Below are 17,138 nucleotides of genomic sequence, written 5' to 3'. Positions count from 1 at the left end.
GTCAGGGTTCCCTCAATCGTTGTCGCCAGAGGATGCGCCGCACCTCATCACCTGACAGGGCATACACCGCTTCAAGTACATGGCGCGACTCGGCCTGTCGGCTGACGGCAGTCACCCTGAACAAGGTGGCCTGTTGGCCCTCGGGCAAATGTGCGACGCGGTCGCTTGTGCCAAGGTTTTGCACCTGAAAATAGCCGCTTTCGATGCCCTGCCAGCTGCCTTGCAAGTCGTGCGGGCGTTGTGGCGGCTGGCAGGGCTTGCACAGCGGGTGCGTAACCAGCATTAGCTGGTCAACAGCCAGCAGCAGTGTCTGTTCGGCTTCCTCAAGTGCCTTGAGCCCATCACGCCAGTAGCCGGCCATGCGTGTTTCAACCAGCGCATCTCGCAGCGCCGAGGCCGCGATCAGGCCAAGGAGCAAGCTCAGCACCAGCGCCAACAGCAACACCACGCCGCGTTGGCGCTTCACGGTTCGGGCACCGGGTTACGCAGCGCCACACTCAGCGCGTGCTGCTGTTCGATGCGCAAGGTGGGCTCGTACAAGGTCAGGTGCACATCTACCCGCCCGCCTTGTGGTGTTTCGACGAACGCCACGCGCATCTCGCGCACATGGTCGACCAGTGGCTGCGGTGTACCTCGTCGCCGGAACTTCAACGTACCGTCTTCCAGCGCATACACGTGCCGGCTGATAGGGAACGCCAACAGCTGACCGCTGCTTTCAGCTCGCCCCTTGTACACGTGGGCCTCGTCGGTGCAGTTGGTCAGCAGCGTCCAACCTGGAGCACCGCTATGCCCTGGCAGCTCGGCGACCACCAGGCTCAAGCTAGTGGGGCTCACGTGCAGCGGTCGGGCGAAGGCCTGAAGTGCTTCCGGGTCGTTGAAATCGCCGGGCTGCAAGCGCAGGCAACCGAACATGCCGGCCATGCGAATATCCTGGGCCATGCGCTGCAACGCCAGCCGGGCATCATCCTGCAGGCGTGCGGCCACACCTTGCAGCCGCCAGGTTTGATGGGCAGACACGAACAGCTGGCTAGCCGCCGCCAGCAGCCCCAAACCGATGGCGAGCGCCAGCACCCCTTCAAGCAGGCTAAAGCCGCCTTGTGCGCGCTTCACCGCTGCACCTTCCGCGCGTCTGCTGCCCTGCTCCGCTCTAGCTGCGTGTGTTTCAACAAGGCGGCCTGCGCGTCGTGCCGTGCGCTGTCGGTTGCCTGCAGTGCGCGCACCTGCAGCGCAGCAGCGGCAAACAGGCCCACTGCCACGTCCACCATGGCCAGCAGTACCTCGAGAAGCGTCATGCCCCCTTCCATCGTTCGCATCCCTGCGCCCCCTGCGACTTTTCCTGCAGCTGTTTACTCACTGGGCGACTGGATCAATTGCCCTGCGACGTTGAAGCTGAAGCGAAGCACGTCCAGGGAGAAATGCACGGTGCGGCAACAGGGCGCAACACTGATACAAATGATGTTGGCGCTGGCCATGGCGGCCGTTCTGACACAGCTGGGGATGCCGGCCTACACCGGGCTTTCTGATGACTTACATAGCGCAGCCGCAGCGCGGGACCTGGCGCAGGCACTGCGCAGCGCGCGCAGCCACGCCTTGCTGCAAGGCCAGACAGTGCGGGTGCAGCCGATGGAAGGCGATTGGGGTAAGGGTTGGCGTGTGGTGCTAGAACACAATCAGCAGGTGCTGCGTGAACACCGCTTGTCGCGGCCGCTGAGAATTGCCCACAACACCCCGGGGCAGGTGAGGTTCAGTGCCGTAGGTGTTCCGCTGGGGCGTAGCAATTCAACACTGGAGATCTGCGAACGCGCCTCCCCCACCGGCCAGCATCACGTCGTGCTGTCGACCAGCGGCAGAATCAGCGTGCGCACAGGTGAGCCCGAGCGGGGCTCTCTGTGCGCACGCTCTTGATCAGATCAGCGAACGAACCCGCAGCTCTTTGGGCATCGAGAACGTGATGTTCTCTTCACGCCCATCGAGCTCTTCGGCGCCAGAAGCGCCCCACGCCTTGAGCTGCTCGATCACACCACGCACCAGCACCTCTGGGGCAGAAGCACCCGCCGTGATGCCGATGCGGGCGGCGTCGCCAAACCAGCCACGCTGCAGGTCCTCGGCACCATCGATCAGGTAGGCCGGGGTGCCCATGCGCTCGGCCAGCTCACGCAGGCGGTTGGAGTTGGAGCTGTTCGGGCTGCCGACCACCAGGACCACGTCACATTCGTCGGCCAGTTGCTTGACTGCATCCTGGCGGTTCTGGGTGGCGTAGCAAATGTCATCCTTGCGCGGGCCACCGATGTTCGGGAAGCGCGCACGCAGGGCATCGATGACACGGCTGGTGTCATCCATCGACAGCGTGGTCTGGGTCACGAAGGCCAGGTGGTCCGGGTCGCGCACCTGCAGCTTGGCAACATCCTCCTCGTCTTCGACGAGGTAGATGGCGCCGCCGTTGCTGGCGTCATACTGCCCCATGGTGCCTTCCACTTCCGGGTGCCCGGCGTGGCCGATGAGAATGCACTCACGGCCGTCGCGGCTGTACTTGGCCACCTCGATGTGCACCTTGGTGACCAGGGGGCACGTGGCATCGAACACCTTCAGGCCACGCCCGGCCGCTTCCTGGCGCACGGCCTGGGAAACGCCATGGGCGCTGAAGATGACGATGACGTCGTCAGGCACCTGCTCCAGCTCTTCGACGAAGATGGCACCGCGGTTGCGCAGGTCTTCGACCACGAACTTGTTGTGCACCACTTCGTGGCGTACGTAAATCGGCGGGCCGAAGACTTCCAGGGCACGGTTGACGATCTCGATCGCCCGGTCGACCCCCGCGCAAAAGCCGCGAGGGTTGGCGAGTTTGATTTGCATGCTCGGCTCCAGGCTTACAAGGCCTTCACATCGAGGATCTCCACCTCGAAGCTCAGGGTCTTGCCAGCCAGTGGGTGATTGAAGTCGATGGTCACCTGCGCGTCATCGAAGGCTTTGACCACGCCCGGCAGCTCGGCGTTGGCGGCGTCGTTGAAGATCACCAGCAGGCCTTCGGACAACTCCATGTCGGTGAACTGCGAGCGCGGCATCACTTGCACATTCTGCGGGTTCGGTTGGCCGAAGGCGTTCTCCGGGGCCACGGTGACGGTGCGCTTGTCGCCGGCCTTGAAGCCGAACAGCGCGGCTTCGAAACCGGGCAGCAGGTTACCGTCACCGACCTTGAACATGGCGGGCGACTTGTCGAACGTGCTGTCGACCGTGTCGCCGTTTTCAAGGTGCAGGGCGAAGTGCAAGGTGACTTCGGTGTTCTGGCCAATACGGGTGTCAGTCATGGACAGGCTCCTCGGACTTCTTGCTCTTGAACATATCCAGCGCCAGCATCACCGCACCAACGGTGATGGCACTGTCGGCCAGGTTGAAGGCCGGGAAATAATGGCGGTTCTGCCAGTGCACCAGGATGAAGTCGACCACGTGGCCAAGCACGATGCGGTCATACAGGTTACCCAGCGCACCACCCAGCACCAATGCCAAGGCGACGGCCAGCCAGGTCTCGCTGCGCCCCAGGCGCTTGAGCCAGACCACCAGCACCGCACTGACCACCAGGGCGATCAGGGCGAACAGCCAACGCTGCCAGCCGGAGCTGTCGGCGAGGAAGCTGAACGCCGCGCCGGTGTTGTAGGCCAAGGTCCAGCTGAAGTAGTCAGGAATGACCACGATCTGCTGGTACAGGCTCAACTTGCCTTCGAAATAAACCTTGGTGACCTGGTCAAGGACCAGGACCACCAGGCTCAGCCAGAGCCAGGCAAGGCGCCCGAAGCGCCCCGCAACAGGGTTAGGCATAGTGGCGCACCTCGCCCGAACCGCTCAGGTTGTCGACGCAACGGCTGCAGATTTCCGGGTGCTCCGGGTGGCTGCCAACGTCGGCGCGGAAGTGCCAGCAGCGGCCGCACTTGGCGTGGCCAGACTTGACCACTTTCAGCTTGAGGCCTTCGACTTCGGTCGCCACGGCATCAGCCGGTGCCTGCACGAACGGCACCACGCTGGCAGCCGAGGTGATCAGCACGAAGCGCAGCTCGTCGCCCAGCTTGCTCAGGTCGGCGGCCAGGCCTTCTTCGGCGTACAGGGTAACTTCGGCTTGCAGGTTGCCACCAATGACCTTGGCGGTACGCTGGTTTTCCAGCTCCTTGTTGACCGATGCCTTGACCGCCATGACGCGGTCCCAGTAGGCACGGTCCAGCTCGGTGCCTTCCGGCAGCTCGCTCAGGCCCTGGTACCAGCCGTTGAGCATCACCGACTCGTTGCGCTCGCCCGGCAGGTATTGCCAGATTTCGTCGGCGGTGAAGGCCAGGATCGGCGCGATCCAGCGCACCAGCGCTTCGCTGATGTGGTACAGCGCAGACTGGCACGAACGGCGCGCGACACTGTTGGCGCCGGTGGTGTACTGGCGGTCCTTGATGATGTCGAGGTAGAAGCCACCCAGCTCCTGCACGCAGAAGTTGTGGATCTTCGAGTAGACGTTCCAGAAGCGGTACTCGCTGTAGTGCTCTTCCAGCTCGCGCTGCAGCAGCAGCGTGCGGTCCACGGCCCAACGGTCCAGGGCCAGCATGTCCTCTGGGGCCAGCAGGTCGCGGGACGGGTCGAAGCCCGACAGGTTGGACAGCAGGAAGCGCGCGGTGTTGCGGATACGGCGGTAGGCGTCGGCGCTACGCTGCAGGATCTGCTCGGAAACCGCCATCTCACCGGAGTAGTCGGTGGCCGAAACCCACAGGCGCAGGATGTCGGCACCCAGGGTGTTGTTGACCTTTTCCGGCTCGATGGTGTTGCCCAGCGACTTGGACATCTTGCGGCCGTTCTCGTCCACGGTGAAGCCGTGGGTCAGCAACTCGCGGTACGGCGCGTGGTTGTCGATGGCGCAACCGGTCAACAAGGACGAGTGGAACCAGCCGCGGTGCTGGTCCGAGCCTTCCAGGTACAGGTCGGCGACCGGGCCGGTAGCGTGGCCGATGTCGTGCGAGCCACGCAGCACGTGCCAGTGGGTGGTGCCGGAGTCGAACCACACGTCCAGGGTGTCGGTGATCTTGTCGTACTGGCCGGTTTCGTCACCGAGCAGTTCGGCGGCGTCCAGCTTGAACCAGGCCTCAATGCCTTCTTGCTCGACGCGCTTGGCCACGGCTTCCATCAGCTCGACGGTACGCGGGTGCAGCTCGCCGGTCTGCTTGTGCAGGAAGAACGGGATCGGCACACCCCAGTTGCGCTGACGCGAGATGCACCAGTCCGGGCGGTTGGCGATCATCGAGTGCAGGCGCGCCTGGCCCCAGGCCGGGACGAACTTGGTTTCTTCGATGGCCTTGAGCGCGCGCTCACGCAGCGGCTCGCCGGTGGTTGGCTGCTTGTCCATGCCGACGAACCACTGCGCGGTGGCGCGGTAGATCAGCGGGGTTTTGTGGCGCCAGCAGTGCATGTAGCTGTGGCTGATGGTTTCGGAGTGCATCAGCGCGCCGACTTCGCCCAGCTTCTCGACGATGGCCGGGTTGGCCTTCCAGATGAACTGGCCGCCAAAGAACTCCAGCGACTCGACATACACGCCGTTGCTTTGCACGGGCGTGAGGATGTCGTCGTTGACCATGCCGTAGCGCTTGCAGGTGACGAAGTCGTCTTCACCGTAGGCAGGTGCGGAGTGGACCACACCAGTACCGGCGCCCAGCTCGACGTAGTCAGCCAGGTAGAGTGGCGACAGGCGGTCGTAGAACGGGTGGCGGAAGTTGATCAGCTCCAGCGCCGAGCCTTGGGCGGTCGCAACCACCGAGCCTTCCAGGTTGTAACGCTTGAGGCACGACTCGACCAGCTCTTCAGCCAGCACCAGCAGGCGCTCGCCAGTGTCGACCAGGGCGTACTTGAACTCCGGGTGGATGTTCAGCGCCTGGTTGGCAGGGATGGTCCACGGGGTGGTGGTCCAGATCACGATGGCGGCAGGCTTGGCCAGCGAGGCCAGGCCAAAGGCGGCGGCCAGCTTGTCGGCGTCGGCGACCGGGAAGGCCACGTCGATGGTCTGCGACTTCTTGTCGGCGTATTCGACTTCGGCTTCGGCCAGTGCCGAACCGCAATCGAAACACCAGTTCACAGGCTTGAGGCCCTTGAACACGAAACCTTGCTTGACCATCTCGGCCAGGGCACGGATTTCACCGGCCTCGTTGGCGAAGTTCATGGTCTTGTAAGGGTTGTCCCAGTCGCCCAGCACACCCAGGCGGATGAACTCGGTCTTCTGCCCTTCGATCTGCTCGGCGGCGTACTCGCGGCACAGCTCGCGGGTGCGGTCGGCGGACAGGTGCTTACCGTGGGTGACTTCGACCTTGTGTTCGATCGGCAGGCCATGGCAGTCCCAGCCCGGCACGTAGGGCGCGTCAAAGCCCGCGAGGGTCTTGGAACGGACGATCATGTCCTTGAGGATCTTGTTCAGCGCATGACCGATGTGGATCTTGCCGTTGGCATAGGGCGGGCCGTCGTGCAGGACGAACTTCGGACGATCCTTGCCAATTTCGCGCAGCTTCTGGTACAGGCCAATGCTGTCCCAGCGCTGCAGAATCTGCGGTTCGCGCTGAGGCAGGCCGGCCTTCATCGGGAAGGCGGTGTCCGGAAGGTTTAGCGTGGCTTTGTAGTCGGTCATTTCAGGCTCTTCGTTAGCGGTTGAGCGTGCCAATGTGCACGTGCGGCGGCGATGTCCGCGTCGATCGCCGACTTCAGCGCCTCAAGGGAGGCGAATCGCTGCTCTTCACGCAGCTTGTGGTGGAACTCCACCGTCAGACGCCGGCCATACAGGTCGCCGGCATAATCCAGAAGATGAATCTCCAGGTGCGGGCGCCCATCACCGGCAACGGTGGGGCGCACGCCGATATTGCCGACACCCGGCCAGGCCTTGCCGTCGATTTCGATGCTGGCCAGGTAAACCCCGGACAACGGCACGCGGCGGCGCTTGAGCTGGATGTTGGCGGTGGGCGTGCCAAGTTGGCGCGCGAGTTTTTGGCCGTGCAAGACCCGGCCAGTGATGCGGTACGGGCGGCCCAGCAGGTGCTCGGCCAGTTCGAAGTCGCCTTCGGACAACGCCTTGCGCACTTCGGTGCTGCTGACCCGCAAACCATCTTGGATAACCGTGTTGGCGGCTTCGACGGTGAACCCGTACTTGTCGCCGGCCTCGACCAGGAAGGCAAAATCGCCTGCGCGGTCGCAGCCAAAGCGGAAGTCGTCGCCCACTTCGAGGTGCCGCACGCCCAGGCCGTCGACCAGGATGGCCTTGACGAACTCATCGGCGCTGAGCTTGCTCAGGCGCTGGTTGAATGCCAGGCACAGCACGCGGTCGATGCCTTCGGCGGCCAGCAGCTCGACCTTGTCGCGCAGCCGAGCCAGACGCGCCGGGGCAGTATCGGGGGCAAAGTATTCGCGCGGCTGTGGCTCGAAGATCACCACGCAGGTCGGCAGGCCAAGTGCTTGGCCGCGCTCGCGCAGACGCGCCAGGATTGCCTGGTGGCCGCGGTGAACCCCGTCGAAGTTGCCAATGGTGGCGACACAGCCCCGGTGCTCGGGGCGCAGGTTGTGAAGACCTCGAACCAGCTGCATAACGCGCTTCTTGCTCATAAAGTGGCCGATTATAACCACACCCGGGCGCCGGTGACAGGCAGCAGCGCCCAGGGGTGGCGTGGAATGCGAAAAACCGACGCCTGACGTGCGCCAGGCCTCAGTGCAGGGCCTTGCGGGCAAAATGCCGTGGCCGGAAGCCGCACAGGTACAGGCAGCCGAAATACGTCACGACGCCCGCCAGGATCAGCACCCCGAGACGCACGAAGCGCTCGAGCATGCCGCCCTGCTCCCAGGCCGGCATGACGTGCATGCCCGCCAGCAATACCGCCGACATCAATGTAACTGCCAATACCAGCTTGAACAGGAAGCGTACCCAGCCCGCTTGCGGCTCGAACAGCCCTTGGCTGCGCAGCTTCCAGAACAGCAGGCCAGCATTGAGGCAGGCACCTAGGCTGATCGCCAGGGCCAGGCCAGCATGCGCCAGCGGGCCGACCAGAACCAGGTTCAACAGCTGAGTGCAGACCAGCGTGAACACCGCGATCTTCACGGGTGTTCGGATATTCTGCTGCGCATAGAAGCCTGGTGCCAGTACCTTGACCAGGATGATCGCCAACAGGCCCACAGAATAGGCCATCAACGCACGCTGGGTCATGGCCGCATCGAACGCGCTGAACTTGCCGTACTGGAACAGCGCCACAGTCAGCGGCTCGGCGAGAATGGCCATGGCCAGTGTGCAAGGCAACACCAGCAAGAAGCACAGGCGCAGGCCCCAGTCGAGGATGCGCGAGTATTCTTCGCGGTCCTTGTTGGCGTAGGTCTTGGCCAACGTCGGCAGCAGGATGGTGCCCAGGGCCACGCCGAGCACGCCGGACGGCAGCTCCATCAGGCGATCGGCGTAATACATCCACGACACCGAGCCGGCCACCAGGAACGAGGCGAAGATGGTGTTGATGATCAGCGATATCTGGCTGACCGAAACGCCGAGGATCGCCGGCAGCATCTGCTTGAGCACGCGCCATACACCGGTGTCGCGCAGGTTCAGGCGTGGCAGTACGAGCATGCCGATCTTCTTTAGTGCCGGCAGCTGGTACAGCAGTTGCGCCAAGCCGCCGGCCAGTACACCCCAGGCCAACGCCATGATTGGCGGGTCGAAATACGGCGTGAGCACCACGGCGAAGAAGATCATCGCCACGTTCAGCAGGGTCGGGGTAAACGCCGGGACGGAGAATCGGTTCCAGGTGTTGAGGATTGCCCCCGCCAGCGACGACAGCGAAATCAGCAATATATAAGGAAAGGTCACCCGCAACAGGTCGGTGGTGAGCGCATATTTTTCGGCGCTGTCGACGAACCCAGGCGCTGTCGCCCACACCACCCAGGGCGCCGCGAGGATGCCAACGGCCGTGACCAGGGCCAGGACCAGGGTCAGCAGGCCGCTGACATAGGCAATAAAGGTACGGGTCGCTTCCTCGCCCTGCTGGGTCTTGTATTCGGCCAGAATCGGCACGAACGCTTGCGAAAACGCCCCCTCGGCAAAAATCCGCCGCAGCAGGTTGGGCAGCTTGAACGCGATGAAAAAGGCATCAGTGGCGATGCCGGCACCAAATACACGCGCCAGGATGGTGTCGCGTACAAAGCCCAACACCCTGGAAATCATGGTGATTGAGCTGACTGCGGCCAGGGATTTGAGCAGATTCATCGAAAAGATTCACGTCAGAGACAGAGGACGCTGCAGACAGCGTTCGAATGTGCGATACTCCCGCGCCTTCGCAGGGGAGCCAAAAATTCCCGAGTTTACAGGTCGCGCAGCAGAAAGGAATCTTTCCCTCTTGTTGGCGCACCGCTCGGCGGAACCTTGCAGGCGGCCTTGACATCCGTTCGACTGATCGGCATGATTCGCGGCCTATTTTGTTTGCTATTTACCTAAAGTCTTTCGAGGAGCTCGACGGTGGCCAACACACCTTCCGCCAAGAAACGTGCAAAACAGGCTGAGAAGCGTCGCAGCCACAACGCCAGCCTGCGTTCCATGGTCCGCACCTACATCAAGAATGTAGTTAAAGCCATCGACGCAAAAGACGCTGAAAAAGCGCAAGCCGCTTACGTTCTGGCTGTGCCTGTAATCGACCGCATGGCCGATAAAGGCATCATCCACAAGAACAAAGCTGCTCGCCACAAAGGCCGTCTGAATGGCCACATCAAGGCGCTGAAAGAAGCTGCAGCTGCCTAAGCGACATGCTTGTCAAAAAACCGACCCTAGGGTCGGTTTTTTGTTGCCTGCGATTTTTAATTGCATGGGCTGTGTGTAGGAGCAGCGAAGAGGCCGGTCTAAGCACCTGACATCAAGGGTGCCTGCACCGGCCTCTTCGCAGCACAAGGCTGCTCCTACACAAAGCTAGGGCCGCATTAGGCGGCCCTGGCATGCATCACTTGGCTATCTGGATCTTCGGCGCCCACTGCAGCCATTGATCCTCTGCCTTGTCGAACAGGGCAAAGGTTTGTTGCGGCCGCGCCGGGTTGCCCATCTGCTCGCCATCCGGGGTGGCAAAGGCAATACCGCCATCGATCAGTGTCTCCAGCGACTCGGTACGCACCGTAGCGCCCTTCAACAGCCCCCAATCGAAACCAAAGCCACTGCTGTTCCAGAAGCGGCTGCCGCTGCGCACCAATGCGGCATAGCGCGGCTCGATAAGGATATGGATCAGCACGCGGTCGGCGCTCTGGCCCAGCTCGAAGCCTGTCACCTTGCCAACTGCAACTTCACGGTAGGTCACCGGCACACCCGGCTTGATCGAACCACGCCGCGGTGCACTGAGCGTCAACGGCAAGCCGACCTCAGGGCCAGCTACCTCCGGGGCATCTGCCAGGGCAATGAAATCACGCTGCGTGCCTCTGTCTTTGACCGCCGGCTGCACTTCCAGGTATTGCCCACCAATCAAGGTGTCGAGGTTTTCAGTGCGCACCAGGCCCAGCGCAGGCTTGACCACCCAGAACTGGGTGCCGACCCGGGCAATACGCTCCGCCGCTTCAGTAATGCGTGCACGCAACAGCACCGCCTGCAAGTCTGCGGTCAGGTCGACGCTTTCGATACTGCCAACGTCTAGACCACGGAAGCGGATCGGCGTGCCTGGCTTCAAGCCATCGGCACGGTCGACACGAATGGTGATCAAGGTACCCGCACGATTGACCGCCTCCTCGCTGTCATGCAGGCGGAAGCGTGGAATATGACGCTTGAGCGCCACATCAGGCCTTGGCGTATCGAAGGCGATACCGCCCGCCATCAGCGTTTGCAGTGATTCACTTTTGATCTTGATGCCCGACAACCCACCGGTCAGGGTAATACCACTGACATTCCAGAAGCGCGACGAGCCGTTGACCAGCTTCTCGTACTCCTTCTCGATGTGCACACCGATCAGGATGCGGTTGCTGTTGCGGGCGAACTGGTAGCTCTGCACGCTACCCACTTTCACCTGGCGATACATCACCGGGCTACCGACTTCCAACGAACCCAGGGTATCGGCGAACAGCACCATGTGCAGGCCCGGTGCCTTGAGGTCCAGCGGCGGCGCCTTGGGCCGAGCCTCGAACTCACGCAGCGGCTTGGCGCCCTTCTCGCCAGGGCGAATGGCAATGTAGTTACCTTTCACCAAGGCCTCCAGGCCTGTGATGCCCGCCAGCGAGATGGACGGCTTGACTACCCAGAACTGTGTCCCTTCGACCAGGTAGTCCTCGGTCAGCGGGTCGAGGGTGAGCTCGGCCATGGCGCTGCCGAGGTTATCCTCCATCTTCAGCGCTTTCAGCGAGCCGACCTGTATGCCTTTGTACATCACCGGCGTACGACCGGCCTGCAGGCCTTCGTAGTCACTCAGCTTGACCTTGATGCGGATACCGGCCTGGGCAGCATCGAAGTCTTCGTACAGGCGGAACGGCAGACTGGGGTCGGTTGGCGGGCTGTCCTTGCGGTATTCCGGTGTCGCGAAAGCAATACCGCCGGCGACGATGCTCGAGAGCGACTCGCTGCGCACCTTCACGCCCGACAGGCTGGCATCGATACTGATGCCGCTGGCATTCCAGAAACGCGTGTGTTTGCGCACCAGGCTGGCATAGGCGGGCTGGATGAATACCTTGACCTCGACCGTATCCTGATCATCGGAAAGCCGGTAGCTCTTCACCCGGCCGACCTGGATCTGCTTGTAGAACACCGGGCTGTCGCGGTTGAGCGACCCCAATCGATCGGCCTTGAGCGTCAGGTGCAAGCCGGGCTCACTGTCGGACAAGGGCGGTGCCGTGGACAAGGCGGTAAAGCGCTTGGCCTTCTCCCCTTCGCCAGGGCTTACGGCGATGTAGTTACCCGAGACCAAGGTTTCCAGGCCGGAAATACCCGCCAGGCTGACGCTTGGCTTGACCAGCCAGAAGCGCGTACCGGTTGTCAGGTGTGGTTCTGCCGCCTTGTTCATCTCAATGGTGGCGATCACCCCTTGGTTGTCGCCCTTGGCGTCCAGCACCAGGGACGTCACCTTACCGACCGGCATGCCCTTGTAGATAACTTCGGTCTTGTTGGCGACGATCCCTTCACCGGTGGTGAAACGAACTTCGATTTCTACACCCGCATCCCGATACGCCTGCCATGCCAACCAGCCGCCGATCATCAACGCAATCAGCGGCAGAATCCAGATGGCCGACCAGTTCGAGGCTGGGCGGGTTTTTGCCGTAGGCAGGTCACTCATGGTCGTCATCCGACTCCGTGTTATCCCAAATCAGTCGGGGATCGAAAGTTAAAGCAGCGAGCATCGTCAGGATTACCACAGTGGCAAAGGCGACAGCACCCAGGTTGGCTTCGACACTGGCTATTCGGCCGAAATTCACTACCGCCACCAGAATGGCGATGACGAAAATATCGAGCATGGACCAGCGTCCGATGAATTCGATGAAGCGGTACATCAGGATCCGCTGGCGCGCAGAAAGCGGCTGTCGGCGTTGAACGGAGTACAACAGCAAGCCGATGCCCACCAGCTTGAAGGTGGGCACCAGGATACTGGCAATGAAGACCACCGCCGCAATGGGCACCATACCGTGCTTGAGCAGGGTAATGACGCCCGACATGATGGTATCGGGGCTGCCCTGGCCGAGCGTGCTGACGGTCATGATCGGCAACAGATTGGCAGGGATGTACAGAATGGAAGCCGCAATCAAGAGCGCCCAGGTACGCACGATGCTGTTGGGCCGACGGCCATGCACGATGGCGCCACAGCGCGTGCATGCCTGCGAGGCGCTGTCGGCCTCCTGCCTGTTCAGTTCGTGACACTCATTGCAGACAAGGATGCCTGCATCAATCGCCCGCATGGAGATCCTCCCCGGAAAGCGCACTCCAGATCTGATGCGGTGACATCACCACTTCAAGCCACACCTGAATCAATAACAAACTGATGAAGCAGAATAGGCCCAACCCGATGGTCAACTCGGCCAGGTCCACCAGTTTGACGATCGCAACCAGCACGCCCATAAAGTAGACCTCGAGCATGCCCCAGTCGCGCAGATGGTGATAGATGCGATAGCACAACAAGCCATAGCCGCGTCCTACATCCAGGCGAATGCTCAGCAGCACCGCCAATTGGCACAGCAGTTTTGCCAGGGGAATGGCCATGCTGCACAGGAAAACCACGACGGCCACGCCACGCATTTCGGAGTTGTAGAGGCCTAAGACGCCACTCCACACCGTATCGTCGGACGTCTGGCCAAGCAGGTGCAGCTGCATGATCGGCAGGAAATTGGCCGGCACGAACAGCAAGAGGGCGGTGAGCACGAGGGCTAGGCTACGGTTGACCACGTTGTGCCGGTGGGCGTAAAGCTCATAGCCGCAGCGCGGGCACTGGGCCTTTTCGTCATGCTGCAGCACGGGCTTGCGCATCAACAGGTCGCATTCGTGGCAAGCAACGAGTTCGTCCAGCGGCAATTGGGCCAGTGCTTCGGGTTCGACAGGGTTGGGCATATCGAGCTTCTGAATGGATGCGTGGGCTCTATTCTAGTGATCTGGCTCAAAATGTGGGAGGCGACTATTGACCGGTGTGCAACTGCAGGTGCCAGTCGGTGCTGAAGCCCGGAAAAGACAAAACCCCTACCTGCTTGCGCAGATAGGGGTTTTGCGAAATGAATCTTGACGATGACCTACTCTCACATGGGGAAACCCCACACTACCATCGGCGATGCATCGTTTCACTACTGAGTTCGGGATGGGATCAGGTGGTTCCAATGCTCTATGGTCGTCAAGAAATTCTGTAGCCAGAATGTCCAGATGGACAGCCCAGCGAATTCGGATATGCGATTTTGTGGTTACGAACTTTCGGTTGTTTCGTCTTCACCACCGCAATTCGCGCTAGCAAATTGCTTGGGTGTTATATGGTCAAGCCTCACGGGCAATTAGTATTGGTTAGCTCAACGCCTCACAGCGCTTACACACCCAACCTATCAACGTCGTAGTCTTCGACGGCCCTTTAGGGGATTCAAGATCCCAGTGAGATCTCATCTTGAGGCAAGTTTCCCGCTTAGATGCTTTCAGCGGTTATCTCTTCCGAACATAGCTACCCGGCAATGCCACTGGCGTGACAACCGGAACACCAGAGGTTCGTCCACTCCGGTCCTCTCGTACTAGGAGCAGCCCCTCTCAAATCTCAAACGTCCACGGCAGATAGGGACCGAACTGTCTCACGACGTTCTAAACCCAGCTCGCGTACCACTTTAAATGGCGAACAGCCATACCCTTGGGACCGGCTTCAGCCCCAGGATGTGATGAGCCGACATCGAGGTGCCAAACACCGCCGTCGATATGAACTCTTGGGCGGTATCAGCCTGTTATCCCCGGAGTACCTTTTATCCGTTGAGCGATGGCCCTTCCATACAGAACCACCGGATCACTAAGACCTACTTTCGTACCTGCTCGACGTGTTTGTCTCGCAGTCAAGCGCGCTTTTGCCTTTATACTCTACGACCGATTTCCGACCGGTCTGAGCGCACCTTCGTACTCCTCCGTTACTCTTTGGGAGGAGACCGCCCCAGTCAAACTACCCACCATACACTGTCCTCGATCCGGATAACGGACCTGAGTTAGAACCTCAAAGTTGCCAGGGTGGTATTTCAAGGATGGCTCCATGAGAACTGGCGTCCCCACTTCAAAGCCTCCCACCTATCCTACACAAGCAAATTCAAAGTCCAGTGCAAAGCTATAGTAAAGGTTCACGGGGTCTTTCCGTCTAGCCGCGGATACACTGCATCTTCACAGCGATTTCAATTTCACTGAGTCTCGGGTGGAGACAGCGCCGCCATCGTTACGCCATTCGTGCAGGTCGGAACTTACCCGACAAGGAATTTCGCTACCTTAGGACCGTTATAGTTACGGCCGCCGTTTACCGGGGCTTCGATCAAGAGCTTCGCTTGCGCTAACCCCATCAATTAACCTTCCGGCACCGGGCAGGCGTCACACCCTATACGTCCACTTTCGTGTTTGCAGAGTGCTGTGTTTTTAATAAACAGTCGCAGCGGCCTGGTATCTTCGACCGGCATGGGCTTACGGAGCAAGTCCTTAACCCTCGCCGGCGCACCTTCTCCCGAAGTTACGGTGCCATTTTGCCTAGTTCCTTCACCCGAGTTCTCTCAAGCGCCTTGGTATTCTCTACCTAACCACCTGTGTCGGTTTGGGGTACGGTTCCCAGTTATCTGAAGCTTAGGAGCTTTTCTTGGAAGCATGGCATCAACCACTTCGTCGCCTAAAGGCAACTCGTCATCAGCTCTCGGCCTTGAGATCCCGGATTTGCCTAAGATCTCAGCCTACCACCTTAAACTTGGACAACCAACGCCAAGCTGGCCTAGCCTTCTCCGTCCCTCCATCGCAATAACTGGAAGTACAGGAATATTAACCTGTTTTCCATCGACTACGCTTTTCAGCCTCGCCTTAGGGACCGACTAACCCTGCGTCGATTAACGTTGCGCAGGAAACCTTGGTCTTTCGGCGTGGGAGTTTTTCACTCCCATTGTCGTTACTCATGTCAGCATTCGCACTTCTGATACCTCCAGCAAGCTTCTCAACTCACCTTCACAGGCTTACAGAACGCTCCTCTACCGCATCACCAAAAGGTGATACCCGTAGCTTCGGTGCATGGTTTGAGCCCCGTTACATCTTCCGCGCAGGCCGACTCGACTAGTGAGCTATTACGCTTTCTTTAAAGGGTGGCTGCTTCTAAGCCAACCTCCTAGCTGTCTAAGCCTTCCCACATCGTTTCCCACTTAACCATGACTTTGGGACCTTAGCTGACGGTCTGGGTTGTTTCCCTTTTCACGACGGACGTTAGCACCCGCCGTGTGTCTCCCATGCTCGGCACTTGTAGGTATTCGGAGTTTGCATCGGTTTGGTAAGTCGGGATGACCCCCTAGCCGAAACAGTGCTCTACCCCCTACAGTGATACATGAGGCGCTACCTAAATAGCTTTCGAGGAGAACCAGCTATCTCCGAGCTTGATTAGCCTTTCACTCCGATCCACAGGTCATCCGCTAACTTTTCAACGGTAGTCGGTTCGGTCCTCCAGTCAGTGTTACCTAACCTTCAACCTGCCCATGGATAGATCGCCCGGTTTCGGGTCTATACCCAGCGACTAAACGCCCTATTAAGACTCGCTTTCGCTACGCCTCCCCTATTCGGTTAAGCTCGCCACTGAATATAAGTCGCTGACCCATTATACAAAAGGTACGCAGTCACCTAACAAAGTAGGCTCCCACTGCTTGTACGCATACGGTTTCAGGATCTATTTCACTCCCCTCTCCGGGGTTCTTTTCGCCTTTCCCTCACGGTACTAGTTCACTATCGGTCAGTCAGTAGTATTTAGCCTTGGAGGATGGTCCCCCCATATTCAGACAAAGTTTCTCGTGCTCCGTCCTACTCGATTTCATTGATAAGAGATTTTCGTGTACGGGGCTATCACCCACTATGGCCGCACTTTCCAGAGCGTTCCACTAATCTCAAACCAACTTAAGGGCTGGTCCCCGTTCGCTCGCCACTACTAAGGGAATCTCGGTTGATTTCTTTTCCTCAGGGTACTTAGATGTTTCAGTTCCCCTGGTTCGCCTCTTGCACCTATGTATTCAGTACAAGATACTCAGCTTATGCTGAGTGGGTTCCCCCATTCAGAGATCTCTGGATCACAGTCTGTTTGCCGACTCCCCAAAGCTTATCGCAGGCTACCACGTCTTTCATCGCCTCTGACTGCCAAGGCATCCACCGTATGCGCTTCTTCACTTGACCATATAACCCCAAGCAATCTGGTTATACTGTGAAGACGACATTCGCCGAAAATTCGTTTTGCTCTTTCGAGCCCACAAATTTTACCTTAGCCTGATCCACTACCAGTGAAAGTAGTGTTCAGTCTATTTCTATCACATATCCGAATTTTTAAAGAACGATCTGACAAAAGCCAGAAATCAACATTCGAAGCGAATGCTCATTTCTGAGTTTGATCACGTACTGCAAGAGTGGTGGAGCCAAGCGGGATCGAACCGCTGACCTCCTGCGTGCAAGGCAGGCGCTCTCCCAGCTGAGCTATGGCCCCAAATAC

14 protein-coding genes, 1 tRNA gene and 2 rRNA genes are annotated in these 17,138 nt (G+C 59.9%); 2 read left to right on the top strand and 15 right to left on the bottom strand.

The features are described from left to right. Window position 1: 1 nt before the first annotated feature. The 3 genes from HU764_RS01320 to HU764_RS01310 are packed head-to-tail and all read right to left on the bottom strand — an operon-like array spanning window position 2 to window position 1,313. Window positions 2-466 carry a hypothetical protein gene (locus HU764_RS01320; protein ID WP_186683243.1) on the bottom strand — a complete coding sequence of 155 codons (465 nt, stop codon included), beginning with the start codon at window positions 464-466 and terminating at the stop codon, window positions 2-4. Continuing rightward, window positions 463-1,110 (bottom strand): PilW family protein, encoded by a 648-nt coding sequence (locus HU764_RS01315; RefSeq protein ID WP_027594571.1) that lies wholly within the window; start codon window positions 1,108-1,110, stop codon window positions 463-465. Before HU764_RS01315 ends, HU764_RS01320 begins: the two co-directional genes overlap by 4 nt. After that, window positions 1,107-1,313, bottom strand: coding sequence for a type IV pilus modification PilV family protein (locus HU764_RS01310; protein WP_186704182.1), 207 nt, complete (start codon window positions 1,311-1,313; stop codon window positions 1,107-1,109). The genes HU764_RS01315 and HU764_RS01310 overlap by 4 nt, the downstream gene beginning before the upstream one ends. 109 nt (window positions 1,314-1,422) lie before the next feature. Between HU764_RS01310 and HU764_RS01305 the strand changes: the two genes are divergently transcribed. Beyond that, entirely contained in the window at window positions 1,423-1,905 is a 483-nt protein-coding gene (locus HU764_RS01305; protein WP_186683239.1) for a GspH/FimT family pseudopilin, read from the top strand. Here the strand turns inward: HU764_RS01305 and ispH are convergent, their stop codons facing one another. The 6 genes from ispH to murJ form a co-directional block, all read right to left on the bottom strand. Beyond that, window positions 1,906-2,853: a 4-hydroxy-3-methylbut-2-enyl diphosphate reductase gene (ispH, locus tag HU764_RS01300; RefSeq protein ID WP_186683238.1), complete on the bottom strand. Its 948-nt coding sequence runs from the start codon at window positions 2,851-2,853 to the stop codon at window positions 1,906-1,908. A gap of 14 nt (window positions 2,854-2,867) precedes the next feature. Beyond that, window positions 2,868-3,305: an FKBP-type peptidyl-prolyl cis-trans isomerase gene (gene fkpB / locus HU764_RS01295; RefSeq protein WP_085274283.1), complete on the bottom strand. Its 438-nt coding sequence runs from the start codon at window positions 3,303-3,305 to the stop codon at window positions 2,868-2,870. After that, window positions 3,298-3,813, bottom strand: coding sequence for a signal peptidase II (lspA, locus tag HU764_RS01290; protein ID WP_027594576.1), 516 nt, complete (start codon window positions 3,811-3,813; stop codon window positions 3,298-3,300). The genes fkpB and lspA overlap by 8 nt, the downstream gene beginning before the upstream one ends. After that, window positions 3,806-6,637, bottom strand: a complete 2,832-nt coding sequence (gene ileS / locus HU764_RS01285; RefSeq protein ID WP_186704183.1) for an isoleucine--tRNA ligase — start codon at window positions 6,635-6,637, stop codon at window positions 3,806-3,808. Before ileS ends, lspA begins: the two co-directional genes overlap by 8 nt. Beyond that, window positions 6,634-7,584: a bifunctional riboflavin kinase/FAD synthetase gene (gene ribF, locus HU764_RS01280; RefSeq protein ID WP_027594578.1), complete on the bottom strand. Its 951-nt coding sequence runs from the start codon at window positions 7,582-7,584 to the stop codon at window positions 6,634-6,636. Before ribF ends, ileS begins: the two co-directional genes overlap by 4 nt. A 118-nt stretch (window positions 7,585-7,702) precedes the next feature. Next, complete coding sequence (gene murJ, locus HU764_RS01275; protein ID WP_186704184.1) at window positions 7,703-9,241, bottom strand: murein biosynthesis integral membrane protein MurJ; 1,539 nt, start codon at window positions 9,239-9,241, stop codon at window positions 7,703-7,705. A 249-nt stretch (window positions 9,242-9,490) separates the two neighbouring features. Between murJ and rpsT the strand changes: the two genes are divergently transcribed. Next, a complete protein-coding gene (rpsT, locus tag HU764_RS01270) occupies window positions 9,491-9,769 on the top strand; it encodes a 30S ribosomal protein S20 (RefSeq protein WP_003247625.1) in 279 nt (92 codons plus the stop codon). A 196-nt stretch (window positions 9,770-9,965) separates the two neighbouring features. Here rpsT and HU764_RS01265 read toward each other — a convergent pair whose 3' ends face one another. The 6 genes from HU764_RS01265 to HU764_RS01240 form a co-directional block, all read right to left on the bottom strand. After that, complete coding sequence (locus HU764_RS01265) at window positions 9,966-12,266, bottom strand: PqiB family protein (protein WP_186704185.1); 2,301 nt, start codon at window positions 12,264-12,266, stop codon at window positions 9,966-9,968. Next, entirely contained in the window at window positions 12,259-12,882 is a 624-nt protein-coding gene (locus HU764_RS01260) for a paraquat-inducible protein A (protein WP_027594581.1), read from the bottom strand. The genes HU764_RS01265 and HU764_RS01260 overlap by 8 nt, the downstream gene beginning before the upstream one ends. Next, entirely contained in the window at window positions 12,869-13,528 is a 660-nt protein-coding gene (locus HU764_RS01255; RefSeq protein ID WP_186683232.1) for a paraquat-inducible protein A, read from the bottom strand. The genes HU764_RS01260 and HU764_RS01255 overlap by 14 nt, the downstream gene beginning before the upstream one ends. Window positions 13,529-13,691: 163 nt before the next feature. Continuing rightward, a 5S ribosomal RNA gene (rrf, locus tag HU764_RS01250) occupies window positions 13,692-13,807 on the bottom strand. A 128-nt stretch (window positions 13,808-13,935) separates the two neighbouring features. After that, window positions 13,936-16,828: ribosomal RNA gene (locus HU764_RS01245) — 23S ribosomal RNA — on the bottom strand. 228 nt (window positions 16,829-17,056) lie between these two features. Beyond that, window positions 17,057-17,132: transfer RNA gene (locus tag HU764_RS01240), tRNA-Ala, on the bottom strand. Window positions 17,133-17,138: the final 6 nt, after the last annotated feature.

Source organism: Pseudomonas kermanshahensis (assembly GCF_014269205.2).
GTDB classification, from domain to species: domain Bacteria; phylum Pseudomonadota; class Gammaproteobacteria; order Pseudomonadales; family Pseudomonadaceae; genus Aquipseudomonas; species Aquipseudomonas kermanshahensis.
This window is presented reverse-complemented; position numbering and strand designations above follow the sequence as displayed.

What these genes read in the sequence shown, in the direction of transcription:
- HU764_RS01310 (WP_186704182.1), bottom strand. Translation starts at nt 1,313, where the DNA reads ATGCGAACGATGGAAGGGGGCATGACGCTTCTCGAGGTACTGCTGGCC.
- ispH (WP_186683238.1), bottom strand. Translation starts at nt 2,853, where the DNA reads ATGCAAATCAAACTCGCCAACCCTCGCGGCTTTTGCGCGGGGGTCGAC.
- fkpB (WP_085274283.1), bottom strand. Translation starts at nt 3,305, where the DNA reads ATGACTGACACCCGTATTGGCCAGAACACCGAAGTCACCTTGCACTTC.
- lspA (WP_027594576.1), bottom strand. Translation starts at nt 3,813, where the DNA reads ATGCCTAACCCTGTTGCGGGGCGCTTCGGGCGCCTTGCCTGGCTCTGG.
- ileS (WP_186704183.1), bottom strand. Translation starts at nt 6,637, where the DNA reads ATGACCGACTACAAAGCCACGCTAAACCTTCCGGACACCGCCTTCCCG.
- ribF (WP_027594578.1), bottom strand. Translation starts at nt 7,584, where the DNA reads ATGCAGCTGGTTCGAGGTCTTCACAACCTGCGCCCCGAGCACCGGGGC.
- murJ (WP_186704184.1), bottom strand. Translation starts at nt 9,241, where the DNA reads ATGAATCTGCTCAAATCCCTGGCCGCAGTCAGCTCAATCACCATGATT.
- HU764_RS01265 (WP_186704185.1), bottom strand. Translation starts at nt 12,266, where the DNA reads ATGAGTGACCTGCCTACGGCAAAAACCCGCCCAGCCTCGAACTGGTCG.
- HU764_RS01260 (WP_027594581.1), bottom strand. Translation starts at nt 12,882, where the DNA reads ATGCGGGCGATTGATGCAGGCATCCTTGTCTGCAATGAGTGTCACGAA.
- HU764_RS01255 (WP_186683232.1), bottom strand. Translation starts at nt 13,528, where the DNA reads ATGCCCAACCCTGTCGAACCCGAAGCACTGGCCCAATTGCCGCTGGAC.